At 74.5% G+C, this 25,213-nt stretch carries 23 protein-coding genes; 20 read left to right on the forward strand and 3 right to left on the reverse strand.

The features are described from left to right. The first annotated feature begins 36 nt into the window (after window positions 1–36). Window positions 37–915 carry an LLM class flavin-dependent oxidoreductase gene (locus ACFPK1_RS07310; protein ID WP_378020231.1) on the forward strand — a complete coding sequence of 293 codons (879 nt, stop codon included), beginning with the start codon at window positions 37–39 and terminating at the stop codon, window positions 913–915. A 336-nt stretch (window positions 916–1,251) separates the two neighbouring features. On the opposite strand, the gene ACFPK1_RS07315 is transcribed toward ACFPK1_RS07310, so the two are convergent. Continuing rightward, on the reverse strand, window positions 1,252–2,133 hold the full coding sequence (locus ACFPK1_RS07315; RefSeq protein ID WP_378020232.1) for an endonuclease domain-containing protein: 882 nt from the start codon (window positions 2,131–2,133) through the stop codon (window positions 1,252–1,254). A gap of 414 nt (window positions 2,134–2,547) precedes the next feature. On the opposite strand from ACFPK1_RS07315, the gene ACFPK1_RS07320 reads away from it, so the two are divergent. From ACFPK1_RS07320 to ACFPK1_RS07360, 9 genes are all read left to right on the forward strand, one after another. Beyond that, complete coding sequence (locus tag ACFPK1_RS07320) at window positions 2,548–3,762, forward strand: cytochrome P450 (RefSeq protein ID WP_378020233.1); 1,215 nt, start codon at window positions 2,548–2,550, stop codon at window positions 3,760–3,762. Between the two features lie 11 nt (window positions 3,763–3,773). Further along, the gene (locus ACFPK1_RS07325) at window positions 3,774–4,184 is read left to right on the forward strand and encodes a nuclear transport factor 2 family protein (RefSeq protein ID WP_378020234.1); all 411 of its coding nucleotides are present in this window, start codon (window positions 3,774–3,776) and stop codon (window positions 4,182–4,184) included. Beyond that, window positions 4,184–5,755 (forward strand): AMP-binding protein, encoded by a 1,572-nt coding sequence (locus ACFPK1_RS07330; RefSeq protein ID WP_378020235.1) that lies wholly within the window; start codon window positions 4,184–4,186, stop codon window positions 5,753–5,755. Before ACFPK1_RS07325 ends, ACFPK1_RS07330 begins: the two co-directional genes overlap by 1 nt. A 14-nt stretch (window positions 5,756–5,769) precedes the next feature. Then, window positions 5,770–6,606 carry a mycofactocin-coupled SDR family oxidoreductase gene (locus ACFPK1_RS07335; protein ID WP_378020236.1) on the forward strand — a complete coding sequence of 279 codons (837 nt, stop codon included), beginning with the start codon at window positions 5,770–5,772 and terminating at the stop codon, window positions 6,604–6,606. Window positions 6,607–6,622: 16 nt separating this feature from the next. Then, window positions 6,623–7,741: an NDMA-dependent alcohol dehydrogenase gene (locus ACFPK1_RS07340; protein WP_378020237.1), complete on the forward strand. Its 1,119-nt coding sequence runs from the start codon at window positions 6,623–6,625 to the stop codon at window positions 7,739–7,741. Between the two features lie 9 nt (window positions 7,742–7,750). Beyond that, a complete protein-coding gene (locus tag ACFPK1_RS07345; protein WP_378020238.1) occupies window positions 7,751–8,176 on the forward strand; it encodes a nuclear transport factor 2 family protein in 426 nt (141 codons plus the stop codon). Continuing rightward, on the forward strand, window positions 8,173–8,607 hold the full coding sequence (locus ACFPK1_RS07350) for a nuclear transport factor 2 family protein (protein ID WP_378020239.1): 435 nt from the start codon (window positions 8,173–8,175) through the stop codon (window positions 8,605–8,607). The genes ACFPK1_RS07345 and ACFPK1_RS07350 overlap by 4 nt, the downstream gene beginning before the upstream one ends. Beyond that, a complete protein-coding gene (locus ACFPK1_RS07355; protein ID WP_378020240.1) occupies window positions 8,604–10,145 on the forward strand; it encodes a class I adenylate-forming enzyme family protein in 1,542 nt (513 codons plus the stop codon). The genes ACFPK1_RS07350 and ACFPK1_RS07355 overlap by 4 nt, the downstream gene beginning before the upstream one ends. Before the next feature lie 63 nt (window positions 10,146–10,208). Beyond that, window positions 10,209–10,880, forward strand: coding sequence for a TetR/AcrR family transcriptional regulator (locus ACFPK1_RS07360; protein WP_378020241.1), 672 nt, complete (start codon window positions 10,209–10,211; stop codon window positions 10,878–10,880). 284 nt (window positions 10,881–11,164) lie between these two features. On the opposite strand, the gene ACFPK1_RS07365 is transcribed toward ACFPK1_RS07360, so the two are convergent. Further along, window positions 11,165–12,859: an acetyl/propionyl/methylcrotonyl-CoA carboxylase subunit alpha gene (locus tag ACFPK1_RS07365; protein WP_378020242.1), complete on the reverse strand. Its 1,695-nt coding sequence runs from the start codon at window positions 12,857–12,859 to the stop codon at window positions 11,165–11,167. 89 nt (window positions 12,860–12,948) lie between these two features. Between ACFPK1_RS07365 and ACFPK1_RS07370 the strand changes: the two genes are divergently transcribed. The 10 genes from ACFPK1_RS07370 (at window position 12,949) to ACFPK1_RS07415 (ending at window position 24,149) form a co-directional block, all read left to right on the forward strand. Further along, the gene (locus tag ACFPK1_RS07370) at window positions 12,949–14,541 is read left to right on the forward strand and encodes an acyl-CoA carboxylase subunit beta (protein ID WP_378020243.1); all 1,593 of its coding nucleotides are present in this window, start codon (window positions 12,949–12,951) and stop codon (window positions 14,539–14,541) included. After that, window positions 14,538–15,314 carry an enoyl-CoA hydratase/isomerase family protein gene (locus ACFPK1_RS07375; RefSeq protein ID WP_378020244.1) on the forward strand — a complete coding sequence of 259 codons (777 nt, stop codon included), beginning with the start codon at window positions 14,538–14,540 and terminating at the stop codon, window positions 15,312–15,314. Before ACFPK1_RS07370 ends, ACFPK1_RS07375 begins: the two co-directional genes overlap by 4 nt. 2 nt (window positions 15,315–15,316) lie before the next feature. Further along, a complete protein-coding gene (locus tag ACFPK1_RS07380; protein WP_378020245.1) occupies window positions 15,317–16,090 on the forward strand; it encodes an ester cyclase in 774 nt (257 codons plus the stop codon). Beyond that, window positions 16,087–17,028 carry an LLM class flavin-dependent oxidoreductase gene (locus ACFPK1_RS07385; RefSeq protein WP_378020246.1) on the forward strand — a complete coding sequence of 314 codons (942 nt, stop codon included), beginning with the start codon at window positions 16,087–16,089 and terminating at the stop codon, window positions 17,026–17,028. The genes ACFPK1_RS07380 and ACFPK1_RS07385 overlap by 4 nt, the downstream gene beginning before the upstream one ends. A gap of 3 nt (window positions 17,029–17,031) precedes the next feature. Continuing rightward, window positions 17,032–18,255 (forward strand): cytochrome P450, encoded by a 1,224-nt coding sequence (locus ACFPK1_RS07390; RefSeq protein ID WP_378020247.1) that lies wholly within the window; start codon window positions 17,032–17,034, stop codon window positions 18,253–18,255. Further along, window positions 18,252–19,832: a class I adenylate-forming enzyme family protein gene (locus ACFPK1_RS07395; RefSeq protein WP_378020248.1), complete on the forward strand. Its 1,581-nt coding sequence runs from the start codon at window positions 18,252–18,254 to the stop codon at window positions 19,830–19,832. Before ACFPK1_RS07390 ends, ACFPK1_RS07395 begins: the two co-directional genes overlap by 4 nt. Further along, entirely contained in the window at window positions 19,829–20,644 is an 816-nt protein-coding gene (locus tag ACFPK1_RS07400; RefSeq protein ID WP_378020249.1) for a MaoC family dehydratase, read from the forward strand. Before ACFPK1_RS07395 ends, ACFPK1_RS07400 begins: the two co-directional genes overlap by 4 nt. A 30-nt stretch (window positions 20,645–20,674) precedes the next feature. Then, a complete protein-coding gene (locus ACFPK1_RS07405; RefSeq protein ID WP_378020250.1) occupies window positions 20,675–21,505 on the forward strand; it encodes a mycofactocin-coupled SDR family oxidoreductase in 831 nt (276 codons plus the stop codon). A 90-nt stretch (window positions 21,506–21,595) separates the two neighbouring features. Continuing rightward, complete coding sequence (locus ACFPK1_RS07410; protein ID WP_378020251.1) at window positions 21,596–22,516, forward strand: alpha/beta hydrolase; 921 nt, start codon at window positions 21,596–21,598, stop codon at window positions 22,514–22,516. A 16-nt stretch (window positions 22,517–22,532) separates the two neighbouring features. Further along, on the forward strand, window positions 22,533–24,149 hold the full coding sequence (locus tag ACFPK1_RS07415; protein ID WP_378020252.1) for a flavin-containing monooxygenase: 1,617 nt from the start codon (window positions 22,533–22,535) through the stop codon (window positions 24,147–24,149). A 6-nt stretch (window positions 24,150–24,155) separates the two neighbouring features. Here ACFPK1_RS07415 and ACFPK1_RS07420 read toward each other — a convergent pair whose 3' ends face one another. Then, window positions 24,156–24,887, reverse strand: coding sequence for a GAF and ANTAR domain-containing protein (locus ACFPK1_RS07420; protein ID WP_378020253.1), 732 nt, complete (start codon window positions 24,885–24,887; stop codon window positions 24,156–24,158). Between the last annotated feature and the right edge of the window lie 326 nt (window positions 24,888–25,213).

Here is a 25,213-nt window from a genome sequence, read left to right on the forward strand (position 1 = left end):
CGTGCTCGCGGTCAAGCGGCTTGGCATGATGCCGCGGTGGCGACCACCCCCAAGTTCGGCTGGCTCTCCCCGGTGATCGGGAACAGGTGGAGCGACCACCGCCCCATCGCCGCCGACCAGGACACCGCGATCCTCCCGACGGCGCTCCCGCACTTCGACTCGCTCTGGATCGCCGACCACTTCTACGGCTTCGACCAGAAGACCGACCCCTTCCTCGAGGCGTGGACGACGCTGACCTGGCTCGCGGCGCGCCATCCCTCGGTCGACCTGTGCCACCACGTGCTCGGCGTCGGCTACCGCCACCCGCCGCTGCTGGCGAAGATGGCCGCGACGCTGCAGTACCTGTCCGGCGGGCGCTTCGTGCTCGGCATCGGCGCCGGCTGGCGCGAGCCCGAGTACGAGGCCTACGGCTACGAGTTCCCCCGCCCCGCCGTGCGCTTCGCCCAGCTCGAGGAGGCGATCACGATCTGCCGGCGGATGTGGACCGAGGCCGACCCGTCGTTCGAGGGCCGGCACTTCCGCATCGCCGGCGCCGCGGCCCCGCCGCTGACCGACCCGCCCCCGCGCGTCTGCATCGGCGCCGCCGGCGAGCAGATCGGGCTGCCTCTCGTCGGGCGGCTGGCGGACATGTGGAACGGCCCGTTCAAGGGTGAGGCGGAGGACTTCGTCCGGCGCCGCGACATCGTGCGCCGCTCCGCCGAGGAGGCCGGCCGCGACCCGGACGCGATCGAGGTCTCGGTGACCCTCGAGCGCGCCCTGCCCGAGAGCGACTCGGATTCCGAGCGCCTGGTCGACGAGCTCGCCGCGAAGCGCGAGGTCGGCGTCGACCACTTCGTCATGGACTTCGGCAACCCGGCGTCGGTGGACCCGGTGCTGCGCTTCGCGGAACAGGTCATCGCGCCGCTGCGGGCGTGACGGCGGCGCGTCGCGGGGCGTCGCGCTCGGTGGCCCGACCCGGCCCGGCCCGGCGCCTGGTGATCACGAGTACGTGGTGCACGTCGGGAGCGCCCGCCAGGTGCTTGGCGTGCTCATGATCTCCGGGGCCTCGGGCGGGCGGCGTGCGCTCGGGTGCGCTCGGTCGCCGCCGGTGATCACGAGTACCTGGTGCACGCCGAGATTGCGTGTGAGGTGCCTGAGGTGCTCGTGATCTCCGGGGGCCGGCGTGCGCTGGGGCGCGCCCGGTCGCCGCCGGTGATCACGAGTACCTGGTGCGCGGCGAGAGCGCCCGCCAGGTGGCTGACGCGCTCGTGATCACGCGGCCCGGGTGGCGAGCTCGCGGCGGCGGGCGTCGACGGCACCGTGCATCCGGCGCACGAACTCCGCCTGGTGCCGGTACACGTCGCGGGACGTGATCGGCAGGATCGTCCACCCGCACGCGGCGAACTCGGCGACACGGGAGACGTCCCGCAGCCACTGGTCGCGGTCGGTGCGGTGGTGGTCGCCCTGGTACTCGGCGCCGAGCCTGAGGTCCTCCCACGCGAAGTCCAGGCGGCCGACGAACACGCCCACCTCGTCGTACACCGGCAGCTGCGGGACGGGCGTCAGGCCGCCACGGCGCATGAGGAGCCGCGCCCGGGTCTCCGGCGGGGACTCGGCACGGGCGTCGGCGTCCGCGACCACGCGGGGAACCCGCAGGCTCCAGCGCGGGTTGTCCCGGCCCGCCGGGTAGGTGAGCAGCGCGCCGACGTCGAGACGGTGCGCGTGCGCGAGGGCGTCGACGGCCACCACGGCGTCGTCGTGGTCGAGCGCGCGGGCGAGGTCGTACGCCGTGCGCAGCGGCGAGGTCACCGAGACGCCCTCGTGGAACCAGACCTCCTCGTCGCCGAGGACGTCCTGGTGGATGAGCACGCCGTCGCGGGGGCGCACCCGTCGGCGACCGACGACGAGATCGATGACCGCCTCCCGCGGCGCGCAGTCGGCGCCCAGGATCGTCGCGGCCGCATAGCCGCCCACCACCGCGTCCGGGACGGCGAGGGCGGCGGCGGTGGCGCGTCCGCGCAGGTCCAGCACCGTGCCGGCGGCGACGTAGGTGTCGTGGTCGAGGCGGTCGAAGCCGGGCCCGTCGAGCCGGCGCCACGTGGTCGCGCCGGCGCGGACGGCGGCGCTGCCGCGGAAGGGTTTCGTGAGGTCCATACCTGGTTGGAGGCCGGCGCCCCGCTCACGGTTCCCCCGGACTCGATCCTGGAGATCACGAGCACTTGATCGACCTCGCCGGGCCACCCGCGGTGCACCCAGTGCTCGTGATCTCCCGCCACGCCGACGTCCACCTCGGGCGCCCTCCGGTCCCGGAGATCAGGGGCACCTCGTCCACCCCGGTAGCCCGCCGGACGTGCACCACGTACTCGTGATCACCGGAGCGCCCGGACGCCGACCCGCACGGCGAGCCGGGCCCCGGGTCGCGTCGGACCGCCCGGACCGAGCCCGCGAGACGGACCCGAGACCGCCGCCGACGCCCTTGACCCGACCGGGTGTGATGCTAGTCTCCCCCTGCGTACCAAACGATCGGTAGGTGCGCCGCCAACGACGTCTTCGCAGGTCGGGGGACCCATGACGGCCACACTCGAACCGCCGGACATCCTCTCGCCGGAGTTCGCGCGCGATCCCTACAGCGCCTACCGGCTGCTCCGCGACGAGTTCCCGCTCGTGTGGCACGAGGGCATGCAGACGTACGTGATCAGTCGCTACGAGGACGTGCAGCGGGCGTTCAAGGACCCGGTCTTCACGAGCGAGAACTACGCCTGGCAGCTCGAGCCGGTGCACGGGCGCACGATCCTGCAGATGGAGGGCCGCGAGCACTCCACGCACCGCTCGCTCGTCGCCCCCGCGTTCCGCGGCAAGGAGCTGCAGGAGCACTTCGGGCCGACGATCCGGCGCAACTCGCGCGAGCTGGTCGACGCGTTCCGCGCCGACGGCCACGTCGACCTCGTCGACGCCTACGCGACGCGGTTCCCGATCAACGTCATCGTCGACATGCTCGGGCTGCCGCGCACCGACCACGACCGCTTCCACGGCTGGTACACGTCGATCATGGGGTTCCTCGGGAACCTCGCCGGCGACGAGGCCGTGGCCGCGGAGGGCCTGCGCACCAAGGCCGAGTTCGAGGACTACATGATCCCGCGCATCCGGGAGCGCCGCGAGAACCCGGGCGACGACCTGCTCTCCACGCTGTGCGCCGCCGAGATCGACGGCGAGTCGATGACCGACGAGGAGATCAAGGCGTTCTGCAGCCTGCTGCTCACCGCGGGCGGCGAGACCACCGACAAGGCGATCACCAGCCTGATGGCCGACCTGGTCGCCCACCCCGAGCAGCTCGAGGCGGTCCGGCGGGACCGCTCCCTGATCCCGGCGGCGTTCGCCGAGACGCTGCGCTGGTCGCCGCCGGTCCACATGATCATGCGGCAGCCCTCCGAGGACGTGACGCTCTCGGGCGGGGTCGTCGAGGCCGGGCGCACGGTCACCTGCCTCATCGGCGCCGCCAACCGCGACGACCGGCGGTTCGACCGGCCCGACGTCTTCGACGTCCTGCGCGCCGACCTCGACCACTCGCGCGCCTTCTCCGCCGCCGCCGACCACCTCGCGTTCTGCCTGGGCCGGCACTTCTGCGTCGGCGCCCTGCTCTCGCTGTTCGAGATCGAGGTCGGCATGAACGACCTCCTCGACGCCATGGCCGACATCCGCTTCGCCGGCGGCGAGGCGCCGCCGGAGACCGGGGTGTTCACGCGCGCCCCCGGCCGCCTGCTCCTCGAGTTCACCCCCCGCTAGGAGGACCTCCCGTGCCCGTTCGCCCCCACATCGAGAACCTCCTCGGCAAGGCCTCCTGGGGCTACGACGAGGCCGACCCCGACCTCATCGCGTCCTGCTTCACCGCCGACGCCCGCATGAGCCTGCGCATCGGCCGCGACGGTCAGCTGATCGGGCCGTTCGAGGGGCGCGAGGCCATCCGCAAGCTGCACGCGGACTCGATGGCCGCCCAGACCGACCAGCGCCGCCACAACCTCTCCAACCTCTGGTTCGAGAAGGAGAGCGACGACGAGGCGGTCGCGACCACCAACCTCACGCTGCTCTCCATCGAGAACGGCACGGTGACGGTGCTCTCCAGCGGCTGGTACCGCGACCAGCTCGTCCACCGCGACGGCACCTGGCTGATCGCCGACCGGTACGTCTACCTGGACCTGCCGTACTGATGGTCAACATCGGTCGCATCCCCGAGAAGTGGGCGGCCCTGACCCCGCGCGGGGACGCCGTCGTCGACACCACCACCGAGCGCCGCACGAGCTGGGCCGAGCTGGACGAGCGCGTGCGCCGGCTGGCCAACGGGCTGCGCGGCCCGCGCCCCGACGGGCTCGCGCTGCAGCGCAGCGACCGCGTGGCGGTGCTGGCGAAGAACTCGACCGAGTTCCAGGAGATCTACTACGCCGCCGGGCGCGCGGGGCTGGTCGTGCAGCCGCTGAACTGGCGTCTCGGGGCCGGCGAGCTCGCCCGGATCGTCGCCGACGGCGGCCCGCGGGCGATCGTCGTCGCGGGGGAGTGGGCCGAGGTCGGGCGCGAGCTCGGCGGGCTGGTCGACGTCGAGCACTGGCTCTCGTACGGGCCGGGCGGCGACGGCAGCTACGAGGACCTGCTGGCCGCCGCGTCGGACGCCGAGCCGGCCGACAGCGCGAGCGTCGGCGACGACGACCCGTTCTTCATCCTCTACACGGGCGGCACGACCGGGGCGTCCAAGGGCGCGCTGCACACCCACCGCAGCGCGTCGTTCGGGATGCTCAACCAGACCGTCGCCGAGCGCATCGTCCCGACCGACGTCTACATGCTGACCGGGCAGATGTACCACATCCCGGTCGTGCTCTCGATGAACTACATGCGCCACGGCTGCCCGCTGGTGCTGATGAACTTCGAGGCCACGCGGTCGCTGGAGATCATCGAGGCGGAGCGCGTCTCGGCCTTCCTCGGCATCACGACGATGCTCAACTGGATGATGGCGGTCCCCGGCTTCGACCGGTACGACATCGCCAGCCTGCGCAACATCCAGTACGGCGGCGGGCCGATGCCCTCGGCCGTGGTGAAGAACGCGCTGCAGGCCTTCCCGTGCACGCTCATCCAGGGCTACGGGCAGACCGAGGGCACCACGATGTGCTTCCTCTCCCAGGAGGACCACCACGCCGCGGTCAACGGGGTGCACCCCGAACGGCTGCAGTCGTGCGGGCGCGAGGGGTTCGTGACGTCGGTGCGGATCGTCGACGTCGACGGCAACCCGGTGCCGACCGACGGCAGCACCGTCGGCCAGATCGTCGTGCGCTCCGAGGCCAACATGGCGGGCTACTGGAACCGGCCCGACCTCACCGCCGACACCCTGCGCGACGGCTGGATGTGGACCGGCGACCTCGCCACCTGGGACGCCGACCGCTACGTGTTCATCGTCGACCGCGCCAAGGACATGATCATCTCGGGCGGCGAGAACATCTACTCGGTGCAGGTCGAGGAGGCCGTCAACCACCACCCGGCGGTGCTCGAGTGCGCGGTGATCGGCGTGCCCGACGAGGTGTGGGGCGAGAGCGTCAAGGCGTTCGTCGTGCTCAAGCCCGACACCACCGCCTCCGAGGCCGACATCGTCGAGACCGCCCGCGCGCACCTCGCGTCGTACCAGAAGCCGCGCTCGGTGGAGTTCGTCGACGCCCTGCCGAAGGCGCCCACCGGCAAGATCCTCAAGCGCGACCTGCGCGCCCCGTACTGGGGCGAGCAGGGGCGCTCCGTGTAGATCAGGAGCACACCGTGACCGGACGCATGGAGGGCAAGGTCGTCCTCGTCACCGGGGCCGCCCGCGGACAGGGCCGCGCCCACGCGGTGCGCCTCGCGCAGGAGGGCGCCGACGTCGTCGCCGTCGACCTGTGCGACGGCATCGACACCGTCGTCGGCAAGTACCCGCCGGCGACCCGCGAGGACCTCGACGAGACCGTTGCCCTGGTCGAGAAGCACGACCGGCGCATCGTCGCCCGCGTCGCCGACGTGCGCGACCAGGCGGCGCTCGACGGCGCGGTGGCCGACGGCGTCGCCGAGCTGGGGCGCCTCGACGGCGTCGTCGCCAACGCCGGCATCGCGAGCTACGGCCGCGCGTGGGAGCTCGACGAGACCACGTGGCAGGACATGATCGACGTCAACCTCACCGGCGTCTGGCACACCGCGAAGGCGGCGATCCCGCAGCTGATCGAGGCCGGCGGCGGGGCGATGGTGTTCACCAGCTCCATCGGCGGGTTCAAGGGCATCCAGCAGGTCGGGCACTACGTGTCGGCGAAGCACGGGGTCGTCGGCCTCATGCGCAACCTCGCCAACGAGCTGGCGCCCTACCGCGTGCGCGTCAACACCGTGCACCCGACGAACGTCGACACGCACATGATCCAGAACCCGGGCACCTGGGGCATGTTCGCGCCCGGCGACCCGGAACCCACGCAGGAGAAGGCGATCCCCGGGTTCACCTCGCTCAACGCGCTCGAGATCCCGTGGATCGAGTCGGTCGACGTCGCGAACGCCGTGCTCTTCCTGCTCTCCGACGAGGCCCGCTACATCACCGGCGCGACGCTGCCCGTCGACGCCGGTGCCGCGATCAAGTGACCCCGGGAGGACGATCATGAAGACACGAGGTGCGCTGCTCTGGGAGCCCGGTACGCGCTCGGGCTGGAGCGTCGAGGACATCGAGATCGACCCGCCCAAGGAGCACGAGGCGCTGATCAAGCTCGCGGCCTCGGGCATCTGCCACTCCGACGACCACATCGACACCGGCGACATCCCGCTGCCGTGGGCCCCGCTGCTCGGCGGGCACGAGGGAGCGGGTGTCGTCGAGGAGGTCGGTCCCGGCGTCACGTACGTGAAGCCCGGCGACCACGTGGTGCTGTCGTTCCTGCCGTCCTGCGGGCGCTGCGCGATGTGCGTCAAGGGCAAGGGCAGCCTCTGCGAGCTGGCCGCGGGCGTCCTCTCCGGCGTCGCACCCGACGGCACCCACCGCGTGCACGCGCGCGGTAAGGGCGTCGGCTGCATGTCCTACCTCGGCACCTTCAGCCCGTACGTGTGCGCGCCGCTCGACGCGGTCGTGAAGATCCCCGACGACATGCCGCTGGACAAGGCCGCGCTCATCGGCTGCGGCGTGCCCACCGGCTGGGGCTCGGCGGTGTACGCCGCGGAGATCCAGCTCGGCGACACGGTCGTGGTGGTGGGCACCGGCGGGGTGGGCATGAACGCCGTGCAGGGCGCCCGGCTCAAGGGTGCGCGCAACATCGTCGCGGTGGACCCGGTCGCCTTCAAGCGCGAGAAGGCCATGGAGTTCGGCGCCACCCACAGCGCATCGGACTGGGCGGAGGCCCGCGAGGTCGTCGACGGCCTGACCAACGGGCAGGGCGCGGAGCGGGTGATCCTCACCGTCGGCGTCGTCGAGGGCGACATGCTCGAGGAGGCCCAGCAGCTCGTCACGCGGGGCGGGGTGCTCGTCCTGACCGGGGTGTCGCCGGCGCTGCAGCGCGAGGTGAAGCTCGACATCTTCACCGTCGTGCTCTCGGGCAAGCGGATCCAGGGCTCGCTCTACGGGACGACGAACGCGCGCACCGACGTCCCGCTGCTCGCCGACCTCTACCTGCGCGGCGAGCTCAAGCTCGACGAGCTGATCACGCGCACCTACGCGCTCGACGACATCAACCAGGCCTTCCGCGACATGCACGACGGCAAGAACGTGCGCGGCGTGATCATCTACGACTGAGGGGCGACCATGCCGAACGCGGACGACCGCGCCGAGATCGTCCAGGCCACCCACCTCTACGCCCGGGGCCTGGACCGCTTCGACCCGAAGGAGGCGCTGTCGGCCTACACCGACGACGCCGTGTGGGACGCGACGGGCGTGGGCCTGGAGCGCTACGAGGGCCGCGAGCAGGTCCTCGCGTTCTTCGAGCGCGACGCCGGGTCGATGTCCGAGCAGTTCCACATCATGACCAACCACGTCGTCGAGTTCGACGACGACGACCACGCGCACGGCACGAACTACGTGCTCGCCGAGGGCCGGACGACGGGCGGGGCGTCGATCCGCGCGGCGGCGTTCAACGTCGACACCTACCGGCGCACGGCGGACGGGTGGAAGATCGCCAGCCGCGTGATCACGCCGCTGACGACCCCGCAGATGGAGGGGTTCGAGGCGTGAGGGATCCCGAGGAGGTCGTGCGCGCGTACCTCGACGCGGTCGGCGCGCTGGACCTCGAGGCGCTGGCGGACACGTTCGCCGACGACGTCGTCATGGACCTGCCCTACGCCCCGCCCGGCTTCCCGCGGCGGGTCGAGGGCAAGGCCGACGTCACCGCGTTCTTCGCCGGGCTGCCGGCGATGATCACGCCGCTGCGCTTCCACGACTACCGGCTCGACGTGCTGGCCGACGACCCGGGCTCGGTCCTCGCGCAGTACGCGAGCGACGCCCGCATCCTGACCACCGACCGGCCCTACCGGAACTCCTACATCGCGCGGTTCCGCGTGCGCGGCGGGGCGATCGCGTGGTTCGCCGAGTACTTCGACCCCGTCACGCTCGTCGAGGCGCTCGGCGGCACGGTGACGATGCCGGGCCAGGAGGTGTCGGCGTGAGGGTGCTGCGCACCCTGCCCGACCTGCTCGACGACGCGGTGGCGCGGTCGCCGACGCGGGAGGTCGCGTTCCCCGACGAGCGGGCGTCGTGGCCGGCCGTGCGCGACGCCGCGCGGGCCTGGGCCGCCGGGCTGCACGCGCGCGGGGCGGGCCGCGGCGACCGCGTCCTGCTCGTCCTGCCGGGCGGGCTCGACGTCGTCGTCGGGATCGTCGCGGCGACGATGCTCGGGGCGATCCCGACGCCGCTCAACCCGCGCGGCACCCGGGACGAGACCGCCTGGCTGCGCGGCGACGCCGACCCGGCCGTGGTGGTCGCGTCGCCGGAGCTGCTCGACCTCGCGGGGCCCGGTGCGGTCACGCCCGCGGAGGTCGTGGGGGAGCCGTCCGCGGCGCCGGTCGTGGACGTCGCGCCGGGCGACCCGATGATCCTGCTCTACACGTCGGGCACCACGTCACGTCCGCGCGGCTGCGTCCACACCCACGGCGCGTACACCGCGCTGGGCGAGAACCTCGTCGAGCGCCTGCGCCTCACGCCCGACGACCGCTTCTGGACGCCGTTGCCGATGCACCACTGCGGCGGGATCGACCTGCTCGTGGGGTCGCTCGCCGCGGGCTGCACGCTCGTCCACGTCGGGGCGTTCACGCCGGACACGGCGTGGCGTCAGCTGGTCGACGAGCGCGCGAGCGTCGCGTTCCCGGCGTTCGACACGATCTGGCTGCCGGTGCTCGACCACCCCGGGTACGACCCGGCGCGCGTGCCCGACCTGCGCACGGTCATCAACGTCGGCCCGGCCGAGCGGATGGCGGCCATGCAGGCGCGGATGCCCGGGTCGATCCAGATCTCGTGCCTCGGGGGCACCGAGGCGGCCGGGTTCTGCTGCGTGGGGTCGGTCGACGACCCGCCCGAGGCCCGCGCCGGCACCAGCGGCGTGCCGCTGCGGGACATGGAGGCGACGGTGCGCGACCCGGAGACCGGCCGCGAGTGCGGGCCGGGGGAGATCGGGGAGTTCCTGCACCGCGGGGTGTCCCGCATGGCCTACTACCACGGCGACCCGGACACCACGGCCGAGCGGATCGACGCCGAGGGCTGGTTCCACACCGGCGACCTGGTGCGCCGCGACGCCGCCGGCCGGTACACCTTCGTCAGCCGGCTCAAGGACATGCTCAAGGTCGGCGGCGAGAACGTCGCGGCCGCCGAGGTGGAGGGCCGGCTCGCCGAGCACCCGGCCGTCGGGGTGGTGGCGGTGGTCGGCGCGCCGGACGCGCGGCTCGGCGAGGTCGCCGCGGCGTACGTCGAGCTCGCGCCGGCGTTCCGGGGCGCCGACCGGGAGGAGCTCGGTCGCGAACTCGTCGACCACTGCCTGGCGACGCTCGCGACGTTCAAGGCACCGCGCTACGTCGAGTTCGTCGACAGCTGGCCGATGTCGGGCACCAAGGTCCAGAAGGGCGTGCTGCGCGAGCGGATCGCCGCCGACCTCGTGTCGCGGGGGATCACCGAGGCGCCGCGGCTGTCGCGTCGTCACCTGACGGCGGGGTGAGCTGCGCGGGGTCCACCTACCGACCGTATGGTGGTCACGGAGAGCGAGCACCGGGAGCAGCACATGGCACAGGACCGCCGCCCGGCGGGGCGCAGCGAGCGCCGCGCCGCCGGGGAGCGCAAGCCCCGGGAGGAACGCTGGGCCCAGCTCCTCGAGGTGGCCACCCAGATGTTCTACGAGAAGGGCTACGACGGCGCCTCCCTGCAGGACATCGCCGACCGGCTCGGCATGCTCAAGGGCAGCCTGTACTACTACATCCAGTCCAAGGAGGACCTGCTCTTCGAGGTGATCAGCGAGGTCCACCGCGAGGGCTTCGCGGTCGTGTCGTCCGCGTCCGCCGGGCCGGGCGACCCCCTCGACCGCCTCGAGCGCACCATCCGCGCCCACGTCGAGCACGCGTGCCGCAACCTCGTGCCGACCGCGGTGTTCCTGCACGAGCTCGAGTCGCTGCCGACGGCGCGCCGCGCGGAGATCCTCGGCACCGGGCACGCCTACCAGGGCGTCTTCCGCGACCTCGTCGCCGAGGCCCAGCGCGAAGGCCTCGCGCGCCCCGACGTCGACCCCCGCGTCGCCGGGCTCTCGATCCTCGGGTCGACGAACTGGGTGTACCGCTGGTTCCGCCCCGACGGCCCCTCGACCCCCGAGGAGATCGGCGTGCAACTCGCGGCCATGGCCGTGCACGGTGTCGCGACGGCCGACGCCCTCGCCGCGCGGGGTGCGGCGGTCGGCGCGTGAGGGGTCGCAACGAACGCCCTGTTCGCTGCTTCTAGGCGTCCGTAGTCCCCGTTGATCACGGGGCGGTGATCGGGTCGGCCCGGCGCGCCGGTGATCAGGGGGCACGGGGTGCACCGTGCGCTGCCGTGCGAGGTCGATGAGGTGCTCGTGATCTTGGGGAGGGCGGTCCCGGGTTCCGCGTCCCTCGCCCCGCGGCGATCAGGGGCGCGGGGTGCACCGTGCGGCGCCGTGCGACGTCGATGAGGTGCTCGTGATCTCCGGCGCGGTGGCCCGGACCATGCCGGTCACGCCAGGACGACGAGCGCGCTGCCCGCCGTGACGCGGTCGCCCGGCGCGACGTGCACGGCGTCGACGCGGGCGGCGTGCGGCGCCCGCACGGGCAGCTCCATCTTCATCGCCTCGAGCACGACGAGCACCGCGCCGGCGGCCACGTCGTCGCCGGACTTCACGGCCACGTCGACGACCGTGGCGTCCATCGGGGCGACGGGGTCGCCGGTCGCGGGGGCGGTGGTCGGGGCGGCGACCGCCGAGGCCGCCGCCTCCTCGACCACGGCCTCGCCCCGGTGCCGCGGGACCCGCAGCGCCAGGGTGCCGCGGTCGGTGGCGAGCCGGACTCGGCGCGTTGCCACGGTCGCAGGGGCGGTCGTCGCGGGTGTCGGAGCGGGCGCCCAGTCGCGCTCGACGCTCCCGGTGTCGTGGGCCATCGCGGCGTACCCGGGGCGGTCGAGCACCGTGCGCAGGTAGGGCCCCGTGGTGGGCACGCCCGCGACGACGAGGTCGTCGAGCGCGCCGGCGAGGCGGGTCACGGCCGTCGCGCGGTCCGGGCCCCAGGCCAGGACCTTGCCGAGCAGGGAGTCGTACTCGCCGGGCACGGCGTCGCCGGCCTCGACGCCGAGGTCGGCGCGCACCCACGGGCCGGTCGGGGCCCGGAGCTCGTGCACCCGCCCCGGCGCGGGCACGAACCCCGCACCCGGGTCCTCGGCGGCGATGCGGGCCTGGATCGCGTGGCCCCGCACCGCGACGTCGCCGACCACGGCCGCCAGCGCCTCCCCGGCCGCCAGCCGCAGCTGCGCCACCACGAGGTCCACCCCGGTGACCAGCTCGGTGACCCCGTGCTCCACCTGCAGGCGCGTGTTCATCTCCAGGAACGCCGGCGCGCCGGTGTCGCGGTCGAGCAGGAACTCGACGGTGCCCGCGCCCCGGTAGCCGACCGCCGCCGCGAGCCGCCGGGACGCTTCGTGCAGCTCGGCGCGCACGGTGTCGGGCAGGTCGGGCGCCGGGGCCTCCTCGAGCAGCTTCTGGTGGCGGCGCTGCACGGTGCAGTCGCGGTCGCCGAGGACGGCCACCGCGCCGTGGTGGTCGGCGAGGACCTGCACCTCGACGTGGCGCGCGCGGGCGACGTGGCGCTCGAGGAACACCTCGCCACGCCCGAACGCCGCGGTCGCCTCGCGCTCCGCGGCGGCGAGGGCGTCGTCGAGCCCGTCCGGGCCGGCGACGACGCGCATGCCCCGCCCGCCCCCGCCGTGGGCGGCCTTGACCAGCAGCGGGAAGCCGATGCGCGCGGCGGCCTCGCGGGCGTGTCCCGCGGACACGGGCGCGTCGGTCCCGTCCAGCACCGGTACCCCGGCGTCGCGCGCGAGCGCCCGCGCCCGCACCTTGTCACCCATCGCCGCCACGACCTCGGCCGGCGGACCGACGAACGCCAGCCCGGCCCCGGTCACCGCGCGGGCGAACCCGGCGTCCTCGGCGAGCAGGCCGTAGCCCGGGTGCACCGCCCAGGCGCCCCGTGCGGCCGCGACGACGGCGTCGACGTCGAGGTAGGAGGGCACCCGCACCACGGCGTCGGCGAGCCGCGTGACCAGCGACCCCGCGTCCGGGTCGGTGTGGATCGCGACCGAGCGCAGGCCCAGCTCACGGCAGGCGCGCACGATCCGCACGGCGACCTCACCCCGGTTGGCGACGAGGACGGTGCGGGTCATCCGGACCTCCAGAGGACTCATCTACCAAACGGCCGGATGGTAGATTACCGTCGCTACGAGAGCCACGTCACGTCACGCGGGAGGCCATCGTGCCGGTCGAGCACGCCGGGGGGCGCGCGAACGGCGTGTCCACCTCACGCGCGGGCATGGACGCCGCCCAGGCCGAGCTCGACCGCCGCCGAACCGCCGCCGAGGCCATGGGCGGCGAGCAGGCGATCGCGCGGCACCACGCGTCGGGCCGGCTGACGGTGCGCGAGCGGGTCGGGGCGCTGGTCGACGCCGGCACCTGGTTCGAGATCGGTGCGCTGGCCGAGCCGGAGATCCGGCGCGAGAAGCCGGTGCCCGGCGACGCGGTGGTCACCGGCTTCGGCACGCTCGACGGCCGGCGGGTCGGCGTGATCGGCATCGACGCGACGGCCGTGGCCGGCACGACCGCCCCGATCAGCATGCGCAAGCAGGGCCGGCTCATCGAGCACGCGCAGCGCGGCGGCTTCCCGCTCGTGCTGCTCTGCGACGCCGACGGCGGGCGCATGCCCGACGTCATGGGCTGGCGGTTCTCCGGCCTGCCGCTCGACTTCACGAGCTTCCTCGGCGCCACCGACGGCTCGCCCGCCGTGCCGCGCGCGGCCGCGGTGCTCGGCCCGAGCTACGGCGACTCGGCGCTGCACGCCGCCACCGCGCACTACGTGGTGATGACCCGCGGCTCGTCGGTCGCGCTGTCCGGGCCGTCGGTGGTCGAGCCCGCCATCGGCGAGCGCCTCACCGACGACGAGCTCGGCGGCCCCGAGGCCGCGACGGCCGCGGGGAACGCGCACCTCGTGGTCGACACCGAGCACGACGCCCTGGCCGCGCTCGGCGCGTTCCTGTCCTACCTGCCGTCCAACGCCGCGCTGCCCGCCCCGGTGAGCGAGCCCGTCGCGCCCGCCCGCACCGACCTCGCCGACGTCGTGCCCACCGGCGCCCGCGCGGGCTACGACATGCGCGAGGTGCTCCCCGCCGTCGCCGACGCCGAGTCCGTGCTGCCGTGGGCCGACGGGTGGGGGCCGAGCCTGCTGTGCGCGCTCGCGCGGATCGAGGGCCGCCCGGTGGGGATCGTCGCCAACCAGCCGCTGGTCCGCGCCGGCGCGCTCGACCCCGAGTCGCTGGCCAAGGAGCACGACTTCGTCGACCTCTGCGACACCTTCGGGCTCCCGCTGGTGTTCCTGCACGACGTGCCCGGCCTGATGATCGGCAGCCAGGCCGAGCGCGCCGGCATCCTGCACGCCTACGAGCGCACGGTCTCGCGCATCGCCCGCGCCGCGGTCCCGCGCGTGGGCGTGGTGCTGCGCAAGGCCTACGGCGGCGGCCACTTCGCCATGGGCGGGCGCCCGACCCGGCCGGACTTCCTCTACGCCTGGCCGACCGCCGAGATGGGGTTCATGGCACCCGAGACCGGCATCCGCACCGTCCACCGCCGCGCGCTGGACCGGCTGCTCGAGGAGGACGGCCCGGAGGCCCGCGACGCGCGCGCGGCCGAGCTGACCGCCGAGTGGGTCGCCGAGTCCGAGCCGTGGGAGGCCGCCGCGCACCTCTCGCTCGACGACGTCATCGCCCCCGCGGCGACCCGGCACGTCGTCGCCACCAGCATCGAGATCGCGTGGGGCGAGCGGCCGCGCCGCACCGGCCACCAGGGGGGCACGTGAGCGAGTACACCGAGATCACCGTCAAGGACGACGGCCCGGTCGCGGTGATCCACCTCGACCGGCCCGAGAAGCTCAACGCGCTCACCGTGGCCTTCTGGCCGCAGATGCGCGACGCGCTGGCCCGCCTCGAGGCGTCCGGCACGACGCGCGCGGTGGTGCTCACCGGCGCCGGGGACAAGGCGTTCTCCGCGGGCGGCGACATCGCCGGGTTCGGCGAGCTGGAGGGCACCGCGGCCAAGCGCGCGTTCCAGGCCGACTGCCTGCGCACGTTCGCGGCGATCGAGGAGTCGCCGCTGCCGGTGATCGCCGCGGTCAACGGCTACGCGTTCGGCGGCGGTTGCGAGCTGGCGCTGGCGTGCGACCTGGTGCTCGCCTCCGAGCGCGCGGCGTTCGCGATGCCCGAGAGCGGGATCGGCCTCGTCCCGGGCTTCGGCGTGCTGCGCGGGCCCGCGGTGATGGGCCGGCACTGGACGAAGTGGATGGTGCTCGGCGGCGAGCGGCTCGACGCCGCGACCGCCGAGCGCGTCGGGCTGGTGCAGAAGGTCGTGCCCCACGACGCCCTGCTCGAGGAGGCCGTCGCCGTGGGCGAGCGCATCGCCCGGGCGGCGCCGCTGGCCGTCCGCGTCGGCAAGACGATGATCAACCGCGGCGTCGACCGCGGCGAGACGGGCTACTCGCTCGAGGCGGTGACCATGCTGCAGGAGACCGCCGACACCGCCGAGGGCATCGCGGCCTTCACCGAGAAGCGCCCGCCGCGGTTCGAGGGGCACTGAGCATGGGTGACCCCTTCGTCGCGCTGATGCGCCGCTACGTCGTCGACTACACCAACTCCCACGACCTCGCCGTCTGCGACGAGATCATGGAGCCCGACTACGTCCTGCGCATGGGCCCGCACGCCCTCGCCGGCCGCGACGAGGCCTACAAGCCCGCGACACGCCGCCAGCTCGAGCAGTTCCCCGGCCTCGGGCTCACCGTGCACGACGTCGTCACCACCGGCGAGCGCCTGGCGCTGCTGTTCACCGAGCACGGCGCGTCGGTGCGCCACGGGGGCGCGCTCGCGGCCTGGCGCGGCCTCGGGCTCTACGCGTGGAACGGCACGCGCCTGACCGCCAACCGCGTCGAGCAGGACTACCTGGCCCGCCGCCGCCAGCTCGCCGACGGGGTGCCCGACACCGTCCCCTCGCCCGCGCTCGCGCCCTGGGACACGCCGGCACGCGAGCCCGACGCCGCCGTGGAGAAGGTCGCCGCCGCCTGGGCCGAGCAGGGGGCGCCGGCGGTCGCCGACGTCGTGCTCGACGACGGCCGGGACCGCTCAGGGCTCGTCGAGGCCGACGAGGTCGTCGTCGACGACCTGTTCTCCGCCGGCGACCGGGCGGCGCTGCACGTCACCGTGCGCGGCGCCTTCCGCGGGGGGCTGCCGGGGCTCGACGGGCACCGCGGGGCCCCGGCCACGCTGCACGCCGCGGCGCTCGTGACCGTCGCGGACGGGCGGGTGGTCGCCGGGCAGGTCGTCCGCGACCGCCTGGGGCTCGCGAAGGCGCTCTCGTGACACGCGTCGGCCTCTACCTCGACCTGCGCATCCCGCCGGGCACGCGCGGCGCCGACGTCTACGCACGCACCCTCGACCGGGTCGCCGACGCCGAGCGCCGCGGCCTCGAGGCCGTGTGGGTCACCGAGCACCACGGGTTCGCCGACGGCTACCTGCCCGCGCCCCTGACCGCGACGGCGGCGATCGCCGCGTGCACCCGCACCCTGCGCGTCGGCACCGCGGTGGTGATCGGGCCGATGCTCCCGGCCGCGACGCTCGCCGAGCAGGCCGCGGTCGTCGACCTGATCTCGGGCGGGCGGCTCGAGCTCGGCGTCGGTGCGGGCTGGAGCGCGGCGGAGTTCGCGCGCGTCGGCGCCGACCACCGCGCCCGCTACGCGACCCTCGAGGACCAGCTGCGCCGCCTGCCCGAGCTGTGGGCCGACGGCACGGTCACGCCGGCGCCGGTGCAGGACCCGCTGCCGACGTGGGTCGGCGCGCGCGGCCCGCGGGGCGCGCGGCTGGCCGGGCGCGTCGGGGCCGGGCTGCTGTGGCTCGACCCCGCGCTGGTGGAGCCCTACGCCGAGGGGCTGGGCGACCGGGCGGGCGGCCGTCTCGGCGGCCTGGTCAACGTGCTGCTCGCCGACGACCCGGACGCCGCGAAGTCCGAGGTCCGCGCCGCGGCCCGCCGCAACCGGGCGTCGTACTCCGGCAACGATGACGCGGCCGCCACCACGGGCGACGCCACGTTCCCGAAGCTCCGCGTGCTCACCGCCGGCGACGCGGTGGCGGCGATCCGGGCGCAGCTGGCGCCGCTGGCCGGGACGTTCCCCGTCACCGACGTCTTCTGCTTCGCCGATCTCGGCGGCCTGCCCGCCGACGTCGTCGACCGCCACCTCGAGCTGGTCACCGACGTCCTGCGGCCCGGGCTCGCCGCTCCCGTCCCCGTCGGAGGTGCGTGACCCGTGGAGCTTCCCGACGACCTCCTGGCCCCCGAGGCCGTGCGCGACCCCGACGCGGCCGCGGCCGTGCTGCGCGCGCACGATCCCGTGCACTGGAGCCCGACCCACCGGGCGTGGCTGGTGACGCGGTTCGACGACGTCGTCGCCGCGTTCCGCAACCCGGCGCTGTCGTCGGACCGCGTGCGGCCGCTGATGCAGCGCTCGGGTGGCGCCACCGCGCGCATCCTCGGCCTCATCAGCGAGTGGATGGTGGTCACCGACCCGCCCGCCCACACCCGCCTGCGCCGCCTGGCCGGGGCGGCGTTCAAGCAGCAGCAGATCGCGGCCATGGAGGAGCGCATCCAGGCCCTCGTCGACGAGCTGGTCGACGCGTTCCTGGCGGCGGACGGCACCGACCTCGTCGCGGGCGTCGCCTACCCGCTGCCCGCCATCGTCATCGCCGAGATGCTCGGGGCGCCGCCGGGCGACCGCGACCGGTTCCGGGAGTGGTCCGACGAGCTCGCCCTCGTCGCGTTCGGCGCCGGCGGCGACGCGCGCCCCGACCGTCACGAGCGGGCCCTGCGCGGGCTCGAGGAGATGGCGGCGTACTTCCGCGAGCTGGTCGCGCTCCGTCGCCGCGAGCCGGGCGACGACATGCTCTCGGCGATGATCGGGGACGGAGCGGAGGAGGACGGCCTCAGCGACGACGAGCTCGTCGGCATGTGCGCGCTGCTGCTGTTCGCCGGGCACGAGACGACCACCAACGCGATCGCCAACGCGATCCGCCTGCTCACCGCCGACCCCGCCCTGCGCGACCGCGTGCGCGACGACCCGGCGCTGGTCAACCCGGCGGTCGAGGAGGCGCTGCGCCTCGTCGGACCGATCAAGGTGCTGGTGCGCTGGGTGGTCGAGGACCACGAGCTGCGCGGGCGCACCATCCGCCGTGGCGAGCGCGTCTACCTGCTGCTCTGCGGCGCCAACCGCGACCCCGAGCGCTTCACCGACCCGGACGCCGTCGACCTCGCCCGCGAGCGCGCCACCCACATCGCGTTCGGGCGCGGGATCCACGCCTGCATCGGCGCCCAGCTCGCGCGCATCGAGACCCGCATCGCCGTCGGCACGCTGCTGCGCCGGCTGCCCGGCCTGCGCGTCGCGGGCGACCCCGAGTACCTGCCGACGATCGCGTCCCGGGCGCAGACCTCGCTGCCGGTGGCGCACGACGGCGTGCCGGCGGGGACGACGCGATGAGACCCCGCGTCACGACCCTGCACGAGCTCGTCGACGAGTCCGCCGCCCTCGATCCGGACGCCGAGGCGCTCGTCTTCGCCGACGGCGAGCGGCTCTCCGTCGGCGCGCTCGCCGACCGGTCGGTGCGCCACGCCGCCGCGCTGCTCGCCCTCGGGGTGAGCCCCGGCGACCGGGTCGCGCTGCTCCTGCCCGCCTCGGCCGACCTCGTCGCGCTGCTGCTCGCGGTGACGCGCGTCGGGGCGGTCGCGGTGCCCGTCAACGCCCGCTACCGGCCCGACGAGGTCCGTCACGTCGTCGTGCACTCCGGTGCCGCGCTCCTCGTCACCGCGCCGCCGAGCACGCCCGGCGCGCCCGACCTCGACGCCCTCGCCCGCGCGGCGCTCGACGCCGGACCGGCCCCGGAGCTGCGGGCCCTGGTGACGCTGTCCGAGCTCGGCGACCACGGCACCGGCCCGGTCGCCGACGCCCAGGCCGGCACCCGCGTCCGCGACGCCGCCGTGCTCGTCTACACGTCGGGCACCACCGCGGCGCCGAAGGGCGCGCTGCTCTCGCACGAGGCGCTGGTGCGGCTCGCGGCCGGGATCGCCGAGCGGATGGCGCTCACCCCCGACGACCGCATCTGGACCGCGATCCCGCTCTTCCACGGCGGCGGGATCACGTTCGCGCTCGCGGCACTGACGGCGCGCGCCGCCTTCGTCCACCCCGGCTTCTTCGACCCGACGACCACGCCGGCGCTGCTCGAGAGCGAGCGGGTCACGGTCGCGCTCGCGGCGTTCGAGACGATCTGGATGCCGGTGCTCGACCGCCCCGACTTCCCCGGCCGCGACCTGCACCGGATCCGTCTCGTCATGGCCGTCGGCGTGCCCGAGCGGCTGCGGACGATGGCCGAGCGCGTCCCGCAGGCGACCCACGTCTCGTGCGTGGCGATGACCGAGTCGTCGGCGTTCCTGGCCCTGGGCCGCCTCGACGACCCGCTCGAGGCGCGCCTGACCACCGGCGGGCACCCCATGCCGGGCATGCACGTGCGCGTGGTCGACCCGGAGACCGGCGCCGACCTGCCGCCCGACACCCCCGGCGAGCTGCTGTTCCGCGGGCCGACGGCGTTCGACGGCTACTTCCGCGACCCCGACGCCACCGCCGCGACGATCGACGCGCAGCGTTGGGTGCACACCGGCGACGTCGTGACCGTCGACATCGAGGGCCGAGTCACCTTCCGCACGCGCCTCAAGGACATGCTCAAGGTCGGCGGCGAGAACGTGTCCGCCGCGGAGATCGAGAACCACCTGCTGACCCACCCCGCGGTCGGCGTGGTCGCGGTCGTCGCGGCGCCCGACGCCCGCTACGTCGAGGTGCCCGCCGCGTTCGTCCAGCTCGCGCCGGGTGCCACCGCGACCGCCGAGGAGCTCATCGCGCACTGCGTCGGGCGCATCGCGAGCTTCCGGGTGCCGCGCTACGTGCGCTTCGTCGACGCGTGGCCGATGTCCGGCACGAAGATCCGCAAGGTCGAGCTGCGCGGCCGGATCGCCGAGGAGCTCGCGGCCGCCGGCGTCACCGAGGCGCCGCGGGTGGGCGCGTGACGGTCGCCCCGGCGCCCGAGGACCTCGCCGGCCGCCGCCTGCCCGGCGGCACCTGCTGCGTCGAGGGCTACGAGAGCCTGCTGATGGACGACGCCGTGCGCGCCCCGCGCAGCGAGGAGCCGCACCCGATCTGGGCGTTCCTCGCGCCGCAGCGGGGGATGGGGTGCTCCCTGGCGGAGCTGTTCGCGGGCCTCGGGTGCCCGCTGGAGGACGGCCCGCTGCTGGGGCGGTTCGGGGCACGGATCGCGGCGCCCCTGGTGCTCGACGTCGAGCACGAGGTCCGCGGCGGCATCACGAGCGTCCGGCGCCGGCGGGGCCGCGTGCTCGGCGTGGTCGACGAGGTCGAGATGGTGCTCGACCTGCGCCGCGACGGCGCCCCGGTGCTCACCGCGACCTACGGCTTCCTGCTGCCGCGTCCGGGGCTCACGGAGGCGCCGCCGACGGAGCAGTCATCGACGGACGCCCCGGACTGCCCCGAGCACCCTGGCCCGCCGTTCACCGTCCGCGCCGACGAGATGAAGCTGCTGGCGCTGCTGCTGCGCGACCCGAACCCGATCCACCTCGACCCGGACGCCGCCGCGGCGGTCGGCCTCGGGCGCGCGTGCGTCAACCAGGGACCGGCCAACCTCGCCTACGCGCTGACCCACGTCACCGCGCGGCACCCCGGCGCGACGCTCACCGCGTTCGAGGCCCGCTTCCGCGCGACGGTCGTGGCCGGCGACGTCGTCACCCCCGTCGCGGGCGACGACGGCCGGTTCGCGCTGCGCCACGCCGACGGCCGCGACGCGGTGACGGGCACCGCGCGGTTCTGACGACAGCTCCGACACACCAGGGAGGTCCGGATGGGACGCGTCGAGGGCAAGGTCGCCCTGATCACCGGGGCCGCGCGCGGCCAGGGCCGGTCGCACGCGCTGCGGCTCGCGCAGGAGGGTGCCGACGTCGTGCTCGTCGACGCCTGCGCCCCGATCCCCACCGCGCCGATCCCCATGCCGGGCGAGGACGACCTGGACCGCGTCGCCGACGAGGTGCGCGCGGCGGGCCGGCGCGCGATCGCGCACGTCGTCGACGTGCGCGACACCGGCGGGATGGCGAAGGTCGTCGACGACGCCGTCGGCACCCTGGGGCGCCTCGACATCGTCTGCGCGAACGCGGGCATCTTCGCGACCGCGCCGGCGCTGGAGACCGACGACGCGCTGTGGGACGAGACCCTCGCCATCAACCTGACCGGCGTCTTCCGCACCGTGCGCGCGGCCGTCCCGCCGATGATCGACCGGGGCGAGGGCGGGTCGGTGATCCTCACCAGCTCGACCGCCGGGCTCAAGGGCGTGCCGAACACCGTCGCCTACGCCGCGGCCAAGCACGGCGTCGTCGGGGTGATGCGGGTGCTGGCCAACGAGCTGGCCCGCCACCGCATCCGCGTGAACTCGGTGCACCCCACCGGCGTCGACACCGACATGATCCGCAACGAGGCCACCTACCGGCTCATGGTGCCGGGCGAGGAGCACCCGACCTCCGAGCAGGCCGAGCCGGTGTTCCGGTCGGTCAACGCGCTGCCGGTGCCGTGGGTCGACGCCACCGACGTCAGCAACGCCGTGCTGTGGCTCGCCTCCGACGAGTCCCGCTACGTCACGGGCGTGACCCTGCCCGTCGACGCCGGCGCGACGGGGAAGTGAGCGCTCCGCGACCGGACCGGTGCGCACCGTTGTGATCGGCACCACCCGCGCCTAGACTACCGGTCGTTTGGTAGCGAGGAGCGGAGGCCCATGGCTCTCGACGAGGCGAGCACGGCGCTGCTGACGCAGCTCGGGGAGAGCGGCCTCCCGCCGATCAGCGACATGACCCCGGAGCAGGCCCGCGGCCTGGGGCCGGCGCTGGCCGAGATGTACGGGCCGGGGCCGGACGTCGAGCTCGTCGTCGAGCCGGCGGACGCCCCCGTGCCGGTGCGGGTGATCGTCCCGGAGGGCACGCCGCGCGGCGTCGTCGTCTACTACCACGGCGGCGGCTGGGTGATCGGCGCGCTCGACGAGTTCGAGACGCTCGGTCGCACGCTCGCCGTGCGCACCGGGTGCGTCGTGGTGCTCGTCGACTACCGGCTCGCGCCCGCGCACCGCTACCCGGCCGCGGTCGAGGACGCGTGGGCCGCGCTGCGTTGGGTCGACGAGCAGGTCGAGACCCTGGCCGGCGCCCGTGTGCCGGTGATCGTGGCCGGTGACTCCGCGGGCGGCAACCTCGCCGCCGTCGTCGCCCGCCGCGCTCGCGACGCCGGGGGCCCGGCGCTCGCCGGTCAGGTGCTCGTCTACCCCGTCACCGACGCGAACGTCGACCGGCCGTCCTACACCGACCCGGCCAACCAGCTCATCGTCAGCCGCGGCGCCATGATCTGGTTCTGGGGGCACTACGTCCCGGACCCGGCGCTGCGCGGCGAGCCCGACGCGTCGCCCCTGCGCGCCGCGGACCTCAGCGGCCTGCCGCCCGCCGCGGTCCTGCTCGCCGAGCACGACCCGCTGCGCGACGAGGGCCGGGCCTACGCCGAGCGCCTGTCCGAGGCCGGCACCGCGGTCTCGACGCTGCTGCTGCCCGACCAGATGCACGGCTTCTTCACCCTGCTCACCCTGCCCGGCGCCGCTGTGGGGATGGACTTCGTCGTCGACGAGATCGCGAAGCACCTCGCATCGTCGCCCTGAGAAACCGGAGGTGACCGTGACCGCTACCGCCACTCCCGTCCGCCGCGTCGACGCCCTCGTCGTCGGCGCGGGGCTGTCCGGGCTCTACATGCTCCACCGCTTCCGCGGCCTCGGCCTGGACACCGTCGTCCTCGAGGCCGGCAGCGACATCGGCGGCACGTGGTTCTGGAACCGCTATCCCGGCGCGCGCTGCGACGTGGAGAGCATGGAGTACTCGTACTCGTTCTCCCCGGAGCTCGAGCAGGAGTGGGACTGGACCGAGAAGTACCCGACGCAGCCGGAGATCCTGCGCTACATCCACCACGTCGCCGACCGCTTCGGCCTGCACGACGGCGTGCGGCTGGGGACGCGCGTGGCGTCGGCGCACTTCCGGGACGCCGACGGGCGGTGGACGGTCACGACGGAGGCGGGGGACCGGTACGACACCGAGCAGCTGGTGATGGCCACCGGCTGCCTGTCGACCTCGAAGGGGCCCGACGTCCCCGGGGTCGAGCGCTTCGCCGGCCGGACGTTCCACACCGCGCACTGGCCGCACGAGCCGGTCGACTTCACCGGCCGCCGGGTGGCGGTGATCGGCACCGGCTCGTCGGGCATCCAGGCGATCCCGCTGATCGCCGAGCAGGCCGCCGACCTCACGGTGTTCCAGCGCACGGCCAACTTCAGCATGCCGGCCAGGAACGCCCCGCTCTCCGACGAGGCGCAGGCGCAGCGCAAGCAGGGCTATCGCGAGCACCGGAAGGCCGCGCGCGAGTCCGGCTTCGGCATCCCGGTGCCCGAGGCGACGCGGTCCGCGCTCGAGGTCGACCCCGAGGAGCGCCGCGCCCAGTACGAGAGCGTCTGGGGCCGCAACCTCGTCGGGATGCTGACCTCCTACACCGACAGCATCACCGACCGCGCGGCCAACGACACCGCCGCCGAGTTCGTCCGCGAGAAGATCCGCGAGATCGTCGACGACCCGGAGACCGCCGAGACGCTCTGCCCGCGCGACCACCCCTTCGGCACCAAGCGGCCGTGCCTCGACACCGGCTACTACGCGACGTTCAACCGCGAGACCGTGCACCTGGTCGACCTCAAGAAGACCCCGCTGACCGAGATCACCGAGCGCGGCGTGCGCACGTCGGAGGCGGAGTACGCCGTGGACGACATCGTCTTCGCCACCGGCTTCGACGCGATGACGGGCAGCCTGGCCGCCGTCGACATCCGCGGGCGGGCGGGGCTGCCGCTGACCGACAAGTGGGCCGACGGCCCCGTGAGCCACCTCGGGCTGCAGGTCGCCGGCTTCCCGAACCTCTACACGATCACCGGGCCGGGCAGCCCGTCGGTGCTGTCGAACATGATGGTGTCGATCGAGCAGCACGTGGACTTCGTCGCCGACACCGTCGCGCACGCCCACGCGCGCGGCGACACGGTGGTCGAGTCCACCGAGGAGGCCGAGCAGGGCTGGACCGACCACGTCCGCGAGGTCGGCGACTACACGCTCTACCCGCAGGCGAACTCCTGGTACATGGGCTCCAACGTGCCGGGCAAGCCGCGGGTGTTCATGGCCTACATCGGCGGCGTCGGGGCCTACCGGGCGCACTGCGACCAGCTGGCCGCCGACGGCTACCCGGGGTTCGCGTTCTCGGCGCCCTAGCCACGCTCACACGGGGTGGCCGAGGTCGACGACGAGCGCCGCGACCTCGCGCAGCTTGATGTTGTGGTTCTGCGACAGCCGGCGCAGCAGCGCGAACGCCTCGGCGTCGCTGTTGCCGCGGGCCATGAGCAGGCCCTTCGCCTGCTCGATGACCGCGCGCGACTCCAGGGCGGTGCGCAGCTCCTCGGTCAGCTTGGTCATCGCCGCCTGGCGGGCCAGGGCGGCGAGCGCGGTGGAGGCGAGGTCGGCGGCGAGGCGGGCGACGGGGCGCACGATGCGCAGGTCGGCGGCCGCGTCGGTGGCGTAGAGGTTGAGGCTGCCGAGCACCTCGTCGCCGGCCGACAGCGGCACGACCAGGCACGAGCGGACGCCGAGCTCGGTGGCGCACGTCGAGTAGGGCGGCCAGGTGCGCCCGGCCGCGGCGTCCACGTGGACCGTGCGGTGCTCGCGCAGCGCCAGGGGCACGGGGCCGACACCGCTGGCGTACTGCACGTCCTCGAGGGCGGTGAAACGCGCGGCGTCGTGGCGCACCGAGCGCGGTACGCCGTCGCGCAGCAGGGTCACGCCGTGCCCGGCGACGTCCGGCAGCGCGGGGAGGGCCTGCTCCACGGCGGTCCGGGCGAGCTCGTCCGCGGCGTCCGGGGTGCCGCCCGCCGGTTCCTCCGCCAGCCGGCCCAGGACGCCCGCGACGGCGTTGAGACCGAGGTCGGCGGTCGACGGGCGCGGGGTCGGGGGCATGCACTCACTCCAGGGGAATCGACCCCGGGCGCGACGGCGCACGACGGGGCAGCTCCTCCGGTGGCGTGAGCGTCTCAACCACCGTGCTCGGCCGGGCGAACCTACCCGGCGATCACCCCCGGCCGTCGACCGCCCCTGGACATGCCGATGTGAGCGAACTTCGGGGCTATAGCCCCGAAGTTCGCTCACGTGGGGTGGATCAGGCGAAGCCGTCGGCGTCGGTGCGGACGGTCTCGTAGGTGCCGTCGGCGTCGGTGTCGATGGCGGCGGTGTCGAAGTCGCCGTCGTCGTCGGTGTCCATCATGATCGTCTCGCCGTAGCCGTCG

The sequence above is a fragment of the Actinomycetospora rhizophila genome (genome assembly GCF_042657905.1).
Lineage (GTDB): Bacteria > Actinomycetota > Actinomycetes > Mycobacteriales > Pseudonocardiaceae > Actinomycetospora > Actinomycetospora rhizophila.